14 protein-coding genes are annotated in these 14810 nt (G+C 61.7%); 8 read left to right on the forward strand and 6 right to left on the reverse strand.

The window, feature by feature from the left end:
• Positions 1–181: 181 nt before the first annotated feature.
• Positions 182–604, reverse strand: a complete 423-nt coding sequence (locus ACNAZA_RS10425; protein ID WP_415796507.1) for a YXWGXW repeat-containing protein — start codon at positions 602–604, stop codon at positions 182–184.
• A 232-nt stretch (positions 605–836) separates the two neighbouring features.
• Positions 837–1568 carry a helix-turn-helix domain-containing protein gene (locus tag ACNAZA_RS10430; protein ID WP_120965992.1) on the reverse strand — a complete coding sequence of 244 codons (732 nt, stop codon included), beginning with the start codon at positions 1566–1568 and terminating at the stop codon, positions 837–839.
• A gap of 123 nt (positions 1569–1691) precedes the next feature.
• On the opposite strand from ACNAZA_RS10430, the gene ACNAZA_RS10435 reads away from it, so the two are divergent.
• Both ACNAZA_RS10435 and ACNAZA_RS10440 read left to right on the forward strand, forming a co-directional pair.
• A complete protein-coding gene (locus ACNAZA_RS10435) occupies positions 1692–2519 on the forward strand; it encodes a hypothetical protein (RefSeq protein ID WP_415796508.1) in 828 nt (275 codons plus the stop codon).
• 73 nt (positions 2520–2592) lie between these two features.
• Entirely contained in the window at positions 2593–4533 is a 1941-nt protein-coding gene (locus ACNAZA_RS10440) for an MFS transporter (RefSeq protein ID WP_415796509.1), read from the forward strand.
• Position 4534: 1 nt separating this feature from the next.
• Here the strand turns inward: ACNAZA_RS10440 and ACNAZA_RS10445 are convergent, their stop codons facing one another.
• On the reverse strand, positions 4535–5296 hold the full coding sequence (locus tag ACNAZA_RS10445) for a DUF3047 domain-containing protein (protein WP_415796510.1): 762 nt from the start codon (positions 5294–5296) through the stop codon (positions 4535–4537).
• A gap of 286 nt (positions 5297–5582) precedes the next feature.
• Here ACNAZA_RS10445 and ACNAZA_RS10450 point away from each other — a divergent pair, with 286 nt between their 5' ends.
• From ACNAZA_RS10450 to ACNAZA_RS10465, 4 genes are all read left to right on the forward strand, one after another.
• The gene (locus tag ACNAZA_RS10450; RefSeq protein WP_415796560.1) at positions 5583–5990 is read left to right on the forward strand and encodes a hypothetical protein; all 408 of its coding nucleotides are present in this window, start codon (positions 5583–5585) and stop codon (positions 5988–5990) included.
• A 16-nt stretch (positions 5991–6006) separates the two neighbouring features.
• Positions 6007–6858, forward strand: coding sequence for a DUF2145 domain-containing protein (locus tag ACNAZA_RS10455; RefSeq protein WP_415796511.1), 852 nt, complete (start codon positions 6007–6009; stop codon positions 6856–6858).
• Between the two features lie 72 nt (positions 6859–6930).
• Complete coding sequence (locus ACNAZA_RS10460; protein WP_415796512.1) at positions 6931–8049, forward strand: serine endopeptidase; 1119 nt, start codon at positions 6931–6933, stop codon at positions 8047–8049.
• A gap of 113 nt (positions 8050–8162) precedes the next feature.
• A complete protein-coding gene (locus tag ACNAZA_RS10465; RefSeq protein ID WP_415796513.1) occupies positions 8163–9356 on the forward strand; it encodes a diguanylate cyclase in 1194 nt (397 codons plus the stop codon).
• Positions 9357–9451: 95 nt separating this feature from the next.
• Here the strand turns inward: ACNAZA_RS10465 and tgt are convergent, their stop codons facing one another.
• On the reverse strand, positions 9452–10624 hold the full coding sequence (tgt, locus tag ACNAZA_RS10470) for a tRNA guanosine(34) transglycosylase Tgt (protein WP_415796514.1): 1173 nt from the start codon (positions 10622–10624) through the stop codon (positions 9452–9454).
• Between the two features lie 122 nt (positions 10625–10746).
• On the opposite strand from tgt, the gene ACNAZA_RS10475 reads away from it, so the two are divergent.
• A complete protein-coding gene (locus ACNAZA_RS10475) occupies positions 10747–11214 on the forward strand; it encodes a universal stress protein (RefSeq protein ID WP_415796515.1) in 468 nt (155 codons plus the stop codon).
• A 62-nt stretch (positions 11215–11276) separates the two neighbouring features.
• On the opposite strand, the gene ACNAZA_RS10480 is transcribed toward ACNAZA_RS10475, so the two are convergent.
• Both ACNAZA_RS10480 and ACNAZA_RS10485 read right to left on the reverse strand, forming a co-directional pair.
• Positions 11277–11699 carry a hypothetical protein gene (locus ACNAZA_RS10480; RefSeq protein ID WP_415796516.1) on the reverse strand — a complete coding sequence of 141 codons (423 nt, stop codon included), beginning with the start codon at positions 11697–11699 and terminating at the stop codon, positions 11277–11279.
• A gap of 78 nt (positions 11700–11777) precedes the next feature.
• Positions 11778–12293 carry a MarR family winged helix-turn-helix transcriptional regulator gene (locus ACNAZA_RS10485; RefSeq protein WP_415796517.1) on the reverse strand — a complete coding sequence of 172 codons (516 nt, stop codon included), beginning with the start codon at positions 12291–12293 and terminating at the stop codon, positions 11778–11780.
• 120 nt (positions 12294–12413) lie between these two features.
• Here ACNAZA_RS10485 and ACNAZA_RS10490 point away from each other — a divergent pair, with 120 nt between their 5' ends.
• Positions 12414–14726, forward strand: a complete 2313-nt coding sequence (locus tag ACNAZA_RS10490) for a bifunctional salicylyl-CoA 5-hydroxylase/oxidoreductase (RefSeq protein WP_415796518.1) — start codon at positions 12414–12416, stop codon at positions 14724–14726.
• The last annotated feature ends 84 nt before the right edge of the window (positions 14727–14810 follow it).

Here is a 14810-nt window from a genome sequence, read left to right on the forward strand (position 1 = left end):
GTGTATCTAAGTTAAGAACCGCTTTCTATATGCTTATATTGCATATGGCGCAGCAAGGTCTTTTGGCATGGCGCAGAAAAAGCCCTGCATTTTTGCAAATGCAGGGCTTGAAGATCCGCTGGCTTGAGGGCGGAAAAATGGCCGGCGGACGCAGCGATTGAATACTGCTCAGCGACTGGCGTCAATGGCGGTAGGGGTTGCCTGGGCGCTGGTCGTAGCGGTTGGGCACACCGTCGCCGTCGCGATCCCAGCGGCTGGCGTTGTAATTCCAGCGGTTGCCGTTTTGCTGCCAGCCCGGTTGGCGATACACATAACCGGGGCGGGCCTTGACCCAGTGACCGGTGCGCCAGACATGGCGGTGGCCACGCGGCTCCCAGTAGCCCGGAGCCCAGACATAGCCGCGGCGCGGGGAGGGAACGGCTTCACGGCGCGGCGCCGGAGGTGCGTTGAACTGCACATTGATCGAAGCACCCTGCTGGGCTGCGGGATGGTAGCCGGGACCGTAGCCGTAGCCCGTCTGGGCCTGGGCGGTGCCGGCAAAGCCCAGCATGGCCAGTGCGGTGGCGCCCAGGGCGGTTTGGAAGGTGTAGCGAATATTCAGCATGGGGCCTCCTGTTCAAGTGGGCGGGTTGCCGTGCTTTGTGCTCCGGCATCCCATGACCTGAATGCTGAAGGCCTTGCGTCAAGCGGGGGTTGCTGCGGCGCGAAGTCTTGCAATCTTGTGTATCTGCTTAGTGAAGATTGGTTGCCAATCGAAAGATTGAGGCTTAATTGGCTTCAAGCCCTTCACTGATAAGCGCAAGCAGCTATGTTTTTGGTAGTTCTACGGTATGTGGTCAGCGCCGCAAGCTGGCAAAGGCCGGCAGCTCCCATTTGCGCATGCCCAGCACCAGGGTGTAGCCCTCGGTCTTGCTGGGTGCCAGGCGCTGGTCCTGTAAATGTTGCTGCGAGAAATCCTGGCCTATGCGCTGGATCCGCTCCACAAAGCTGGGCGCCAGATGCGGGGCAATCGAACCATGGACCAGCAGCATGGTCTCATCCTCATCGGAAAAGTGGCCGCCGAAATAATCCAGCACCGCGTTTTCGCGGAAGAAATCCATGACCGGCCCGTTGGTCTGCCAGCGGAAGGTCTTGGCCAGGCGCAGCTTGTAGCGATTGCCGGGGCGCAGCTCGATGATGCCGATGCGGTCCAGCTGGGCCAGGTAGCCGATGCCCTCGGTTTCCGAGATGCGGTAGGTGGTGACGATTTGCTCCAGCGTCCATTGGCTGAGCACGCAGATGGCGGTGAGCAGCAGCTTGCGGTCGGCTACCACCGAGACTTCCTGCTCGCGTGAGATCTGCTGCAGCAGCGGGCGGCTGTCGGCCACGCTGCGTGCCAGATCGGCAAAGTCCAGATGCAGGGCGCGGCAGATCTCATCGATGCGGGTCAGGGGCATATCGCCCTTGGCCAGCATGCGCTTGACGCTGGACTCCGCCATGCCTATGGACTTGGCCAGATCGGCATAAGTCATCTGCGCGGCCTTGAGTTCCTTCTTGAGGGCGGTGATGAGGTCTGCAGTCGTGCTCATGGTGGGAGGTATCTTTATCGTGTACCGATGGTGTTATCTGGCTAGCCAAGTGTAGTGGATCGATGCTTTTGGAGCGTTGCTTTTGGATATTCACCCCATCTTCATTGCCCAAGAGCAGCCATCATGCGCACGCACTCTTCCAGTCCGCTTCGTCGTCTGCAACCTGTCTTGCCGGTGCTGACGGCTGTTTTGCAGCCTCGCCGCCACGGATTCTGGGAGCAAGCTCTGGCGCTCTACGGGGGCATGCTGCTGTTGCTGGTTTTGGCGCTGCTTTTACCCGCCGTGGCCCAGCCTGAGCACTATCACGCGTTTGCCGATCAGCGCAGCTGGCTGGGCCTGGCTTATGCCGGCGATGTGCTGAGCAATCTGGGCTTTGCGCTGGCCGCACTGGCGGGCGGCAGGCAGCTGCTCAAGCACGGCTGGCAGATCAGCGGCACGACACGGGTCATGTGCGCGCTGTTCTTTGTCGGCCTGGCCTGTACGGCCCTGGCCTCCGCCGCATACCACCTAGCACCCACGGATGCGGGCCTGTTCTGGGATCGCATGGCCATGGGCGTGGCGTTTGCGGGCCTGCTGGGGCTGGCGGTGCAAACCCGGCTGGATGACGGCAGTGCCTGGCTGACCGCCATTGCCACCCTGGTGGCGGCGGCGCTCAGCATGGGCGTATGGAGCCATTCAGGCAATCTCCTGCCCTGGGTGCTGCTGCAAGGCGGCGGCATGTTGCTGGTGCTGTGGCTGGCTTTTGTGGCCGTGCGCAAAAACGCCATGTCGCTGAGCCTGGGCTGGGTCATCGCCTGGTATGGGCTGGCCAAGCTGCTGGAGCTGTCCGATCTGGATGTGTTCGAACTCACGGGCGGCTGGATTTCCGGCCACAGCCTCAAGCACTGGGTGGTGGCGGCAGCAGCCTTGCCTGTGTTGCAAGCGTTCCACGCCAGGCAATCAAATTCATAGCGGCTCGCGCAATATCCATGGTTGATGAAAGCATAAAAGGCACAATGAGCCGCACTGCTTCCGGGAGAGATTCATGAATTCAACGCAGACCGAACAGACGGCGCCTGCCGCCCATCCCAACCAGTTTGCACTGCTGGGGCAGCGGCGTTTTGCGCCGTTCTTCTGGACGCAGTTTGCTGGCGCCGGCAATGACAATCTGTTCAAGTTCGCCTTCACGGTGATGGTGACTTACCAGCTCAGCGTCTCCTGGCTGCCGCCTTCGCTGGCCGGGCTGGTGATTGGCGCGCTGTTCACGCTGCCCTATCTGCTGTTCTCGGCCACCTCGGGGCAGCTCACGGACAAGTGGGACAAGACCCGCATGTTCCGCCTGGTCAAGAATCTGGAAATCGCCATCATGCTGATTGCCGCATGGGGCTTTATCAACGCCCATGTGCCGGTGCTGCTGCTGTGCGTATTCATGATGGGACTGCATTCCACGCTGTTCGGGCCCGTCAAGTTTGCCTATCTGCCCCAGGTGCTCAACGACAGAGAGCTGACCGGCGGCAACGGCATGGTGGAAATGGGCACGTTCGTGGCCATTTTGCTGGGCCAGGTGGCCGGCGGTCTGCTGGTTGCCGTGCCCCAGGTCGGTCATACCCAGGTGGCGATTGCCTGCGTGAGCGTGGCAGTGCTGGGCCGCATCTGCGCGCAGTTCATTCCCCATGCGCCGGCGACCGATCCGAATCTGGTCATCAACTGGAACCCCTTCACCGAAACCTGGCGCAATCTCAAGCTGGCGCATGAGCAGCCCGTGGTGTTCCGCTCGCTGCTGGGCATCAGCTGGATGTGGTTCTTCGGCGCGGTGTTTCTGTCCCAGTTCCCCAGCTTCGCCAAGGAAGTGCTGCATGGCGACGAGCATGTGGCTTCGCTGCTGCTGGTGATCTTCTCGGTAGGCATAGGCATTGGCTCGTTGCTGTGCGAGGTGTTCAGCCGCCGCCAAGTGGAAATCGGTCTGGTGCCGCTGGGCGCCATAGGCATGAGCGTGTTTGCCATCGACCTGTTCTTTGCCACGCGTTCCCTGCCGGCCTCCGAGCTGATGGGTGTGGGCGCTTTTTTTGCCCAGCACCAGCACTGGCGCGTGATGTTCGATCTGGGCATGCTGGCCCTGTCTGCCGGCATCTACAGCGTGCCCATGTATGCGCTGATCCAGATGCGCAGCCAGCCTACGCACCGGGCGCGCATCATTGCGGCCAACAATATTCTGAATGCGCTGTTCATGATTGCCTCGGCCGTGCTGGCCGGTGCCTTGCTGGCGGCAGGCTGCAGCATTCCCCAGGTGTTTTTGATCACCGGCATCGCCAATGCCCTGGTGGCTCTGTATGTGTTCCTGCTGGTGCCTGAGTATCTGCTGCGCTTTGTGGCCTGGATCATCACCCACTTCGTGTACCGCTTCAAGGTGCGTGGCGAGGAGAACATCCCCCACGACGGCCCTGCGGTGTTGGTCTGCAATCACGTGAGCTTTGTGGACGCGATCCTGCTGATGGCAGCCAGCCCGCGGCCCATTCATTTCGTCATGGATCACCGCATCTTCAAGACGCCCGTGCTGGGCTGGCTGTTCCGCTTGGCCAAGGCGATTCCCGTGGCTTCGCAAAAGGAAGATCCGGCCGTGTATCAGGCCGCATTTTCCAGCGCCGCTCAGGTGCTGCGTGAAGGCGATCTGCTGGCCATCTTCCCCGAAGGCGGCATCACCTCCGACGGTCAGCTCCAGCCTTTCAAGGCCGGCATCATGAAAATTCTGGAGCAGGCTCATGCCGACGGGCTGGAGGTGCCCGTGGTACCCATGGCGCTGGGCAATCTCTGGGGCTCGTATTTCAGCCGCATCGAAGTGCGGGGCGGCAAGAACGTGGCCATGGTCAAGCCGCTGCGCCGGGGCTGGCTCAACCGGGTGAGTCTGCAGGCAGGCCCGGCCGTTCCATCCGGCGAGGCCACGCCAGGCTTGCTGCAGCAGCGCGTGGCGCAGCTGATGCAGAACTGATTCAGGGCTGCAGGCGGATATCACCCATATAGGCCAGGCCGCTGCCGTGGGTGTTGTCCGAATCGGCAGAGACGGTGATGCCAATCAGCTCGGGCATGGCGCTGGATTCGTCGCCAAAGGCCTGGGCGTAGTCGGCGGCCAGATTGCGCTGCTCCGTCATCCACTGGCCCTGATGGGCGCTACCGCTTTGCAGCACGATAAAGCGCATGCGGTGGGTAAACGCGTTGTGCAACTGCGTGCCCACGGGCTGCTTGTTGTCCCAGAGGTAGCAAAGCGTCTCCGCCGGAATGTCTTCGCCGGTGCTGATCTTGCCCAGGCGCAGCTTGGTGCGTTCACCAAAACCCAGCTGGGAGCGGTCGAAGTCGAAAGACACGCAGAGCTTGAGCGCCGCATCGTCTCCCGAGCGGCTTCGGATATCGGCCTTGCCGACCAGCTCGTCCACGCGCCAGCGCCACTGCAGCTGCATGGCTGCGCTGCCCTGCTGGTGCAGGGGATGAACCATGTTGCCGTAGGCATCCTTGGTGCTCACGCGCAGCACGTTCTCGCCATTGAGCTGGACGATGCCAAATTCGGTAGGCGTCTTGTTGGGCAGGCTGGCAAAGTGCCAGGGCGCGGGCAGCGCACCCGCGGTCATTTTCGAGAATGGCGCGGGGCTGGGGCTTTGCGCCAGACCGGCTTGCAGCGTGAAGGCTGCCAGTGCAGCGGCAAGCGGCGTTCGCCACGGTGTGCGGCGGTGAGAGATGGTCCGAATGATGTGCCTCATGATTTTTAAAGGTTTTGGGCGCGGGTTCGGGGCAAGATGCCGGACAGGTCACACCTGTGTGCTCCAGCGGAGACATGCAGGCGGTTGAAAGTATCGATATTCAATACCCCAAGGCCTGTATAACGCCGATTGTGACAAACCAGGCTTCTGGCGAGTCCATCGCGCAGATGATTCATTTCACCGCAGCCCAAAGTGTTGCGGCATTCATTTCTATAACCAGGAGCATTTTGTGATCAACGCCTCAGCCATCACCCGTCCTCTTCGCAACAGTCTGTGTGCTCTGGGCATGGCATGTGCTTTGCTGGGCGGCGGTGTCGCCTACGCCCAGAGCGAAGCCTCTCTGGTGCTGTCGGCCCTGCCCGTGGCCTCGGTGATTGGTGCAGCTTCTGGAGGCGCATCGGAGGACGTTGTGGCAATTCCCTTGTTTCTTTCTGTTGCCGGTGCATCCGTCGTGGTGGCAGCGGTGGAGTCCACGGCCGATGGCGTGAGCTATGTGCTGAAAAATGTGGCAGATGGTGCTTCGGCCGTGGTCAAGGTATCGGGCAAGGCCGCAGGCGCCTTGTCGGTCGGTGTGGGCACGGTGGTGCAGACCAGCGTGATCGGTGCAGGCGTGATTCTTTCCGCCGCAGGCAAGGTGCTGGCCTTCATACCCAACGAAATCGGCAAGGCCTTGATGCACAACGAACGTCTGTAATCTCACGGAGCCACTCATGCAAAACACCGGCGTTGTACAGGCGGTTGCGCCTGCGCGTAGCTCATCTACCCCCATTGCCCGAGCCCTGGTGCTGGCGCTGGGCACCGCTTTGTTTGCCTGGGCGGGATCGGCCCAGGCGGGTCGCAGCTGCGAGAACAAGCCGCTGACGGCCGATGTCATGGCCAAGGGCCTGAATCTGGCTCTGCGCACCTCGCAGGCGCTGGACGCCGAGTTCAAGAAAAACGGCACCCAGGTGGTGCTCTTGGCGCGCCAGGGCCAGGATTTGAGCAAGTACGAGCTTCAATACTCCCATTACGGCTGGGCCTACAAATCGGCCGAAGGCCCGTGGCGCGTGGCCCATAAGCTCAACGAATGCGGAACGGCCGGCGGCCATGTCTATCGCCAGGGCCTGGGCGAGTTTTTCCTCGACGATCTGTGGCGCTATGAGGCCGTGATCCAGGTGCCCACTCCGGCGGTGCAGCAGGCGCTGCTGAAGTTTCTGACGGCGCCCACGGTGCTGCGCCTGCAAAGCGAGCCTTACAGCATGATCAGCTATGCCTGGGGTTTGAAGTACCAGCAGTCCAACCAGTGGGCCACGGAAACGCTGGCCGCCGCCATGGAGCCGGCCGCCATCCAGAACCGGGCCCAGGCGCAGACCTGGCTGCAGGCCAGGGGTTATGAGCCCAGCACCCTCATCATCCGGGCTTTTTCGCGTCTGGGCGGACGCATGACGGCGGCCAATATCGCTTTCGACGATCACCCCAATGACAAGCGCTACGCCAGCCGCATCGAGACGGTGACCGTGGATTCCGTCACCCAGTGGCTGCAGCGCGCCCAACTGGCGGCTCCCGTGCGCACGGTGCAATGATTTTTTAGAAAAATGGGCTTGCAGTTCATATGAATTGAACGTTTGTAGCTATCAATCAAGGAGTAAGACGCCATGAGTAAATCCTTGCGATTGCCCGAAAAGTGGTTTCGCCGCGGCCTGTGGCTGGTAGCGGCGGCTTTTGCGTTCTTTCTGATCGGGCTGGGCAGTCTGGTCGTGGGCAATCTGCCCCAGGTGGAGCGCTCTCTGGAGGTGGAGGCCTTCATCCCTGAGGCCGATGCCCAGCGCGTGCGTGCCCAGATCGATCAGGCGCAGGCACAGGCACAGGCCAATCTGGCGGACATGGCGCGCGACAAGGCCCAGTTGCGGTTTGAGGCCGAGCGCGCGCGCTACCAGTCGGCCCGCGAAACCTTCGACAACTGGGTGGCCACGCGCCGCGCCACCGAGCGCCCCGAGCAGGATACGGAGCTGATCGCCCGCTCCAAGGCGCTGGACGCTCTCAAGCAGTCCGAGAACCGCACGCGCCAGGAGCTGGAAAAGCAGGAGCAGACGCATCTGGAGGCCTCGCAAGCGCTCTCCAATGCGCAAAGCGAAATGAGCCAGCTGCGCGATGCCGCGTATCCGCAGTGGCAGTCGGCCATGCGCTCCATCGAGCTGCGCGTCTTCCTGTACCGCCTGGCTCTGACCTTGCCTTTGCTGGTGGCTGCGGGCTGGTTGTTTGCCAAAAAGCGCAAGAGCACTTGGTGGCCGTTTGTCTGGGGCTTCATCTTTTTTGCCCTATTCGCCTTTTTTGTGGAGCTGGTGCCGTATCTGCCTGACTATGGCGGCTATGTGCGCTATATCGTGGGCATTGTGGTCACGGTGCTGCTGGGGCGCTATGCCATCGTGGCGCTCAACCGCTATCTGGAAAGGCAGAAGCTGCAGGAAGCCCTGCCCGAGAACAAGCGCCGCGAAGAACTCAGCTATGACGTGGCACTGGAGCGCCTAGCCAAAAGCGTGTGCGCGGGCTGCGAGCGGCCGGTGGATCTCAAGAATACCGAGATCGACTTCTGCCCGCACTGCGGCATCGGGCTGTTCGATCACTGCGGCCACTGCAATACCCGTAAGAGCGCCTTCAGCCGTTTTTGCCATGCTTGTGGTGTGCCGGCTCGCAAGCTGCTGTCCAGGCAGGATGCAGAGCTCGCAAGCGCGGCCGTAGCGCCAAAGCCTATGCCGCAGCACGGCACGCCCTAAACGTCAGCCCCAAGCAGCCCTCGTTCATGGGCGCGCAAAAAATCGGATGCGCGCAATCCCGGGCCTGTGACATCATTGGCAGACGTCTTTAACGTTTGACCAGCATGCCCACCATGGTGATCACCACAGAACCCTTACGGACTAACTCCTTGCCCGCGCAGTCGCATGAGCCTGGACGACTGCTGGTGGACCACTGGGCTTACGCGTTGGCGTTGGCCGGGTTTGCCGGCTCAGGCGCTTTGTTGGCCGCAGCCGTTTTCACGGGGCACTGGAGCTGGAGCGGCCTGGGCTGGCTCATGGGGCTGTGGCTGGCCTTGGGTCTGGGCTGGATTTTGCTTTCACCACCCCGATGGCGGCTTCTGGGCTGGGGGGCTCTGCAGACTCTGGCCGCCATCGCCTTGCTGATACTGCAACCTGAGCTGGTCTGGTTGGCGCTATCCATAGGCCTGTCTGGCGGTGCCTTGATGCTCTGGGGCCAGGGCTTGAGACTGAGCCGCACCGGCGCGCTGCTGGCCTTGATCAGCGGCTCGCTGCTGGTGGTGGGGGCGGCACTGCAGATGTTTTTCCTGGCCGCGCCTGCGCTTTTGCACGACGGCTTGCAACTGGCGGCGCTGCTGCTGCCCGTGCTGCTGCACGCGGTGCTGGCAATGGGGGCCGTGCAGCAACTGCATAGGCAGTTGCGGCTGCAGAAGCTGCAGATGCTGGCGCTTGAGCAGCAGGGCCGCTCGCTGGACGAAGACCGGCTGCGCCTGCAGCAGCAGTTGCGTGAGCAGGGGGCGGCGGCAGGTACCGATGCGCTGACCGGTGTGGATAACTTTGCCCGCTCGCTCGATGCGATCAACCTATTGCGCGAACGCTATGCCCGAAAAGTGGAGCCGTTTTGCGTGGTGCTGCTGGAGCTGGACCCGTGGATAGCCAAGTCCCCTGTGGCAGAACAGCCCAATCGCCCCTCGTTGAACGACAAGCTGCAGCTGATGCTCAGCGGCCTGCTCATTACCCAGCTGCGTGCCCTGGATCATGTGGGGCGCTATCACCACAATGCTTTTTTGCTGGTGCTGGAGGACACCAACGCCATGCATGCGATTGCGGTCCTGCATCGTATTCGCGACAGCATGCGCCATGGGCAGTGGGGCGAGGCGCGCAGCCTCAACGCGGCGGCCAAGCAGGGGCTGACGCTGACCATGGCCGTGGCCGAATACCGCAGCGGCGAGACGGCCGAGCAGATGTTCGAGCGCGCCGAGGCTGCGCTGCAGCACGGCCATGCCAGCGGTTATGACCAGATCGTGGTGGCGGGCTCGAACCACTGAGTGCGCTATCGACTGCTGTTTTTCGATTGCCAAGGCCTTGCAAGGCGCAAAAAAAGCCAGAACCGGGTTCTGGCTTTTTGGTGGAGCAGGTCTGATCAGACGCCGCGGGCTCTGTCAGCCTTGAATTGGGCACGGAACTGCTCAAACGTGCCGGCATCCAGGGCGTTGCGCACTTCCTGCATCAGGTTTAGGTAGTAGTGCAGATTGTGGATGGTAGTCAGCATGGGGCCCAACATTTCGCCGCAGCGGTCCAGATGGTGCAGATAGGCGCGGCTGAAGCCGTCACGGCCACCATCGTCCCAGCTCACGCCGCTTTGACCGGCACAGGCGTGGCAGGTGCAGGTGGTATCGATGGGTTGGTGATCGCTCTTGTGGCGGGCGTTGCGCAGCTTCAGGTCGCCGTAGCGGGTGAAGATGGTGCCGTTGCGCGCATTGCGGGTGGGCATCACGCAGTCGAACATGTCCACACCGTCGGCCACGCCTTGCACCAGATCTTCGGGCGTGCCCACGCCCATCAGGTAGCGGGGCTTGTGGGCGGGCAGCAGATGGGGCGTGTGTGCCATGATCTCCAGCATCTCGTCCTTGGGCTCGCCCACGGAAACGCCGCCGACCGCATAGCCGGGGAAGTCCATCTCGACCAGCGCCTGCAGCGATTCTTCGCGCAGATTGAGGAACATGCCGCCTTGCACGATGCCGAACAGGGCGTTGGGGTTTTCCAGGCGCTCGAACTCGTCCTTGGAGCGCTTGGCCCAGCGGCGGCTCATCTCCATGGACTTGCGTGCCTCGGCTTCGGTGGTCTTCTTGCCGTTGGTCTCGTAGGGCGTGCATTCGTCCAGCTGCATGACGATGTCGGAGTTCAGCACGGTCTGGATCTGCATGCTGACTTCGGGCGACATGAACAGCTTGTCGCCGTTGACGGGACTCTGGAAGTGCACGCCTTCCTCGGTGATTTTGCGCATGGCGCCCAGCGACCAGACCTGGAAACCGCCCGAGTCCGTGAGAATCGGCTTGTTCCACTTCTCGAAACCGTGCAGGCCGCCAAAGGACTTCATGATGTCCAGGCCGGGGCGCATCCACAGGTGGAAGGTATTGCCCAGAATGATCTGCGCACCCATTTCCTCCAGGCTGCGCGGCATCACCCCCTTGACGGTGCCATAGGTGCCCACGGGCATGAAGATGGGGGTCTGCACCACGCCGTGGTTGAGCGTGAGCGCACCACGGCGGGCGTGGCTGGTCGGGTCGGTCTTGAGGAGGTCAAACTGCAGCATAGCCCACCATTTTCCCAGATGCGAGAAAGCGTTGCTGCAAAGGCCCGGGCTTGCCCTGTATCCACTGCCTGTTTTTTCTCTGAACGCCTACACTGCTCTCATGCTCACACACGGAGGTTGATATGCACAAAATCATGATTGCCGTCGATGGATCGGATGCCTCGCTGGAGGCCGTACGCCACGGCATCAAGCTGTATGAGCAGGGGCTGAAAGCCCATTTCGTGATTGCCCATGTGCAAAAGGAGGCATCGCTGCTGGAGCTGGCAACCACGGACTCCGATCTCATTGCCAACGCCAGCATCGATGCCGGCATGGACTTGATTGCCTCGGCGCAGGATCTGCTCAAGGCGGCCGGTGCCTCCTATGAAGTGGAGATCAGTCTGGGCGAAGCGGCCAATACCTTGATCGACATCGCCGATAGCAACGAGTGCGATCAGATCATCGTCGGTGCCACGGGGCAGGGCGGGCTCTCCAGCATTCTGATCGGCTCGGTCTCCAGAGAGGTGGCGCGCCACAGCCGTCTGCCGGTGACGATTGTGAAACTGCCGGACGTGCCGGAAACCATGGACAGTACGGACGAAGAGTCCTGATGGTCCTGATTTGATAGCTGTCTAAGCTTTCTGATCAAGGGGGTAGGCCTTTTTGATGGTGATCAGGCTGCCTGCCGCTGGTGGCCTGCTTCGCGCTGCTGGCGACTGTGGCGTGCCTGGTTGCCAAACTTGCCGTGGGGCAGGTTGGCCAGGCGCCTAAACATCCAGCGGCAATAGCCCCGCACACGCAGGCATTGATTGATCTCATGCTCGGGCAAGGGGCCGGAGACCACGATCAGGCGGTCTGCCATCTCCCAGTTGCCGGCGGCGCGCAGCTTGCGGCGAATCCCCATGGCCCAACTGTGTATGCGTGTGGGGTGGCCGTGCTGGTGTACCTGGCCGGTGATCAGGTCAAAGGCAATCGCTACCAGCTCGGTCCTGAGCTTGAAACGCCGCTCGCCCGTGACGGCATTGGGCACCTCGCGCATGTCGTAGAGGTAGTAGTACCCAGCCTTGAGCCGATATTGCAGATGTTGCAAATCCATGAGCGGTGCCCCTTGAAGCGTCGTGCAGGTCATTCTCCACGAAAACCGCGAGAGCGCTTTTTCTCGCCCCGCTGTAGCTCAAGACGCCTGGTTTCCCGCCAGTATCAGCCTCAGTTTCCCCAGTTGCTCATAAAGCTCGCGCGAGCTTTTCAGGCCCAGCGGTGCCAGCAGCTGTTCCAGCCACTGCTCGTGGGCTGCGGCCATGGCGGCGAACTGTTTTTTGCCACGGCGCGTCAGTCGCACGATCATGGAGCGGCGGTCTTCATCGTCGGCCACGCGTTCCACCCAGCCTTCGGCGACCAGTTGATCCGTCAGCCCCGTCACATTGCCGCCGGTCACCATCAGATACTCCGACAGCGTCTTCATGCGCAGCCCCTGAGGAAAGCGGCTGAGCTGGGCCAGGTAATCAAAGCGCGGCAGCGTGGTGGCGAACTGGGTGCGCAGATTGCTGCGTATCACCTGTTCAATCTGCGTGCTGCAGGTGAGCAGGCGCAGCCACAGGCGCACGGCCTGGTGGTCGTCATGCGACAGACCCGCTTCGCGGCCCGGCACATCCGGTGTGGCAACAGTAGGCAGAGTTTTCTTGGTGGCCATGGTTTCACATCGTGCCGCTGCACGGCGTTTAGGTGTTCAGGGTTATCTCGGATTTTAGTGAAATATTCATGGGTGAATAATTTAGATATAAAGTAATTTTTCTTCACCCGGAAATCAGCCATGAAAATCGTCTGCGTCGGTGGCGGTCCCGCCGGCTTGTACTTCGCACTGCTGATGAAGCAGATGAACCCCGCGCACGACATCACCGTGGTCGAGCGCAACAAGCCTTACGACACCTTTGGCTGGGGCGTGGTGTTCTCGGATGCCACCATGGACAATATGCGCGAGTGGGACCCCGTCACCGCCGCGCAGGTGGAAAAGGCCTTCAACCACTGGGACGATATCGAGCTGCTGTTCAAGGGCCGTACCCTGCGCTCTGGCGGTCATGGCTTTGTGGGCATAGGCCGCAAGCACTTGCTCAATATTCTGCAGGCGCGTTGCGAAGAGCTGGACGTGAAACTGGTGTTCGAGACCGATGTGCAATCGGATGCAGATTACCCCGATGCCGATCTCATCGTGGCCTGCGACGGCGTGAACTCGCGCATCCGCACCCAGTACCAAGAGGTGTTCAAACCCGACATCGTGGTGCGGCCCAACCGCTTCATCTGGCTGGGCACCCACAAGGTATACGAGGCCTTCACCTTTGACTTCGTGCGCACCGAGCACGGCTGGTTTCAGGCCCATATCTACAAGTTTGACGACCAGACATCGACCTTCATCGTCGAAACTACCGAAGAGACTTGGAAGGCCAGCGGTCTGGACACCGCCGATCAGCAGCAGTCGATTGATTTTTGCGAAAAAATCTTTGCCGACAATCTGCAAGGCGAGAAGCTCATGACCAACGCGCGCCATCTGCGCGGTTCGGCCTGGATCAACTTCAACCGCGTGGTCTGCGACCAGTGGTGGCTCCAAAACACCCAGGGCAGCCATGTGGTGCTGATGGGCGATGCCGTGCACACGGCGCACTTTGCGATTGGATCGGGTACCAAGCTGGCCATCGAGGATGCGATCGAGCTGGCGCGCCAGTTCAAGCTGGCGGGCGATGGCAAGGAACATCTTCCCGAGGTCCTGGCCGCCTACCAGGAAGTGCGCCGCGTGGAGACGCTGCGTATCCAGAATGCGGCCTGGAACGCCATGGAGTGGTTTGAGGTCTGCGGCAAGCGCTACTGCGACCAATTGGAGCCCGAGCAGTTCATGTATTCCATGCTCACCCGCAGCCAGCGCATCAGCCATGAAAATTTGCGCCTGCGCGATGCCCAGTGGCTGGGCGGTTACGAGCAATGGCTGGCCGAGAAAAACGGCGTGACGGTGCAAGGCAAGGCGCCGCCGCCCATGTTCCTGCCCTATACCGTGCGCGGGCTCACGCTCAAGAACCGCATCGTCGTCTCGCCCATGGCCCAGTACTCGGCCGTGGACGGCGTGCCCGGCGACTACCACCTGATGCACCTGGGCGCTCGCGCCATGGGTGGCGCCGGCTTGGTGTTTGCCGAGATGGCCTGCGTGAGCCCTGAAGGCCGCATCACCCCCGGCTGCCCCGGCACCTATGATCAGGCGCAAAAGCAAGCCTGGAAGCGCATCAGCGACTGGATTCATCAATACACCGATGCCAAGTTCGCCATGCAGATCGGCCACGCCGGTGCCAAGGCTTCGACCCGCCTGGCCTGGGACGGCACGGACCTGCCTCTGCCCGAGGGCAACTGGCCCATCATGTCGGCCTCGCCGCAGCAGTATCTGGAGGGCGTGAGCCAGATTTCCAAAGCCATGACACGTGCCGACATGGACCTGGTTTTGGCCCAGTTCGTGCAGGCGGCACGCATGGCGGCCGAGATCGGCGTGGACTGGCTGGAGCTGCACTGCGCGCACGGCTATCTGTTGTCGGGCTTCATCTCGCCGCTGACCAACCAGCGCAGCGATGAATATGGCGGTAGTCTGCAAAACCGGCTGCGCTATCCGTTGGAAGTTTTCACGGCCATGCGCGCCGTCTGGCCCGAGGACAAGCCCATGTCGGTGCGCATCTCTGCCACCGACTGGGTGGTGGGTGGCACTACGGCCGATGACGCGGTGGAGATTGCCAAGGCCTTCAAGGCGGCCGGCGCCGATTTGATCGACGTGTCTTCGGGTCAGGTCAGCAAGCGGGAAAAACCCACCTTCGGTCGCATGTTTCAGACCCCGTTTGCCGACCGCGTGCGGCAGGAGGCGGGCATCGCCACGATTGCCGTGGGTGCGATCAGCGAGGCTGATCATGCCAACTCCATCATTGCCGCCGGCCGCGCCGATCTGTGTGCCGTGGCCAGACCCCATTTGGCCAACCCGAACTGGACATTGACCGAAGCCGCCAAGATTGGCTACACGCCGATTGAATGGCCCAAACAGATCTACCAGGGCAAGCGTCAGATGGAAAGCCTGTTCGAGCGCGAAAAGGCCTTGAAATGAAGCATCCCCTGAGTCGCTTCGCGCCTTCCCTCTCTCCCCGCGCTGCGCGCTGCGGGAGGGGGACGACACCATCGGTGTCCCAAG

It is taken from the genome of Comamonas aquatilis (genome assembly GCF_965139575.1).
Lineage (GTDB): Bacteria > Pseudomonadota > Gammaproteobacteria > Burkholderiales > Burkholderiaceae_C > Comamonas > Comamonas aquatilis.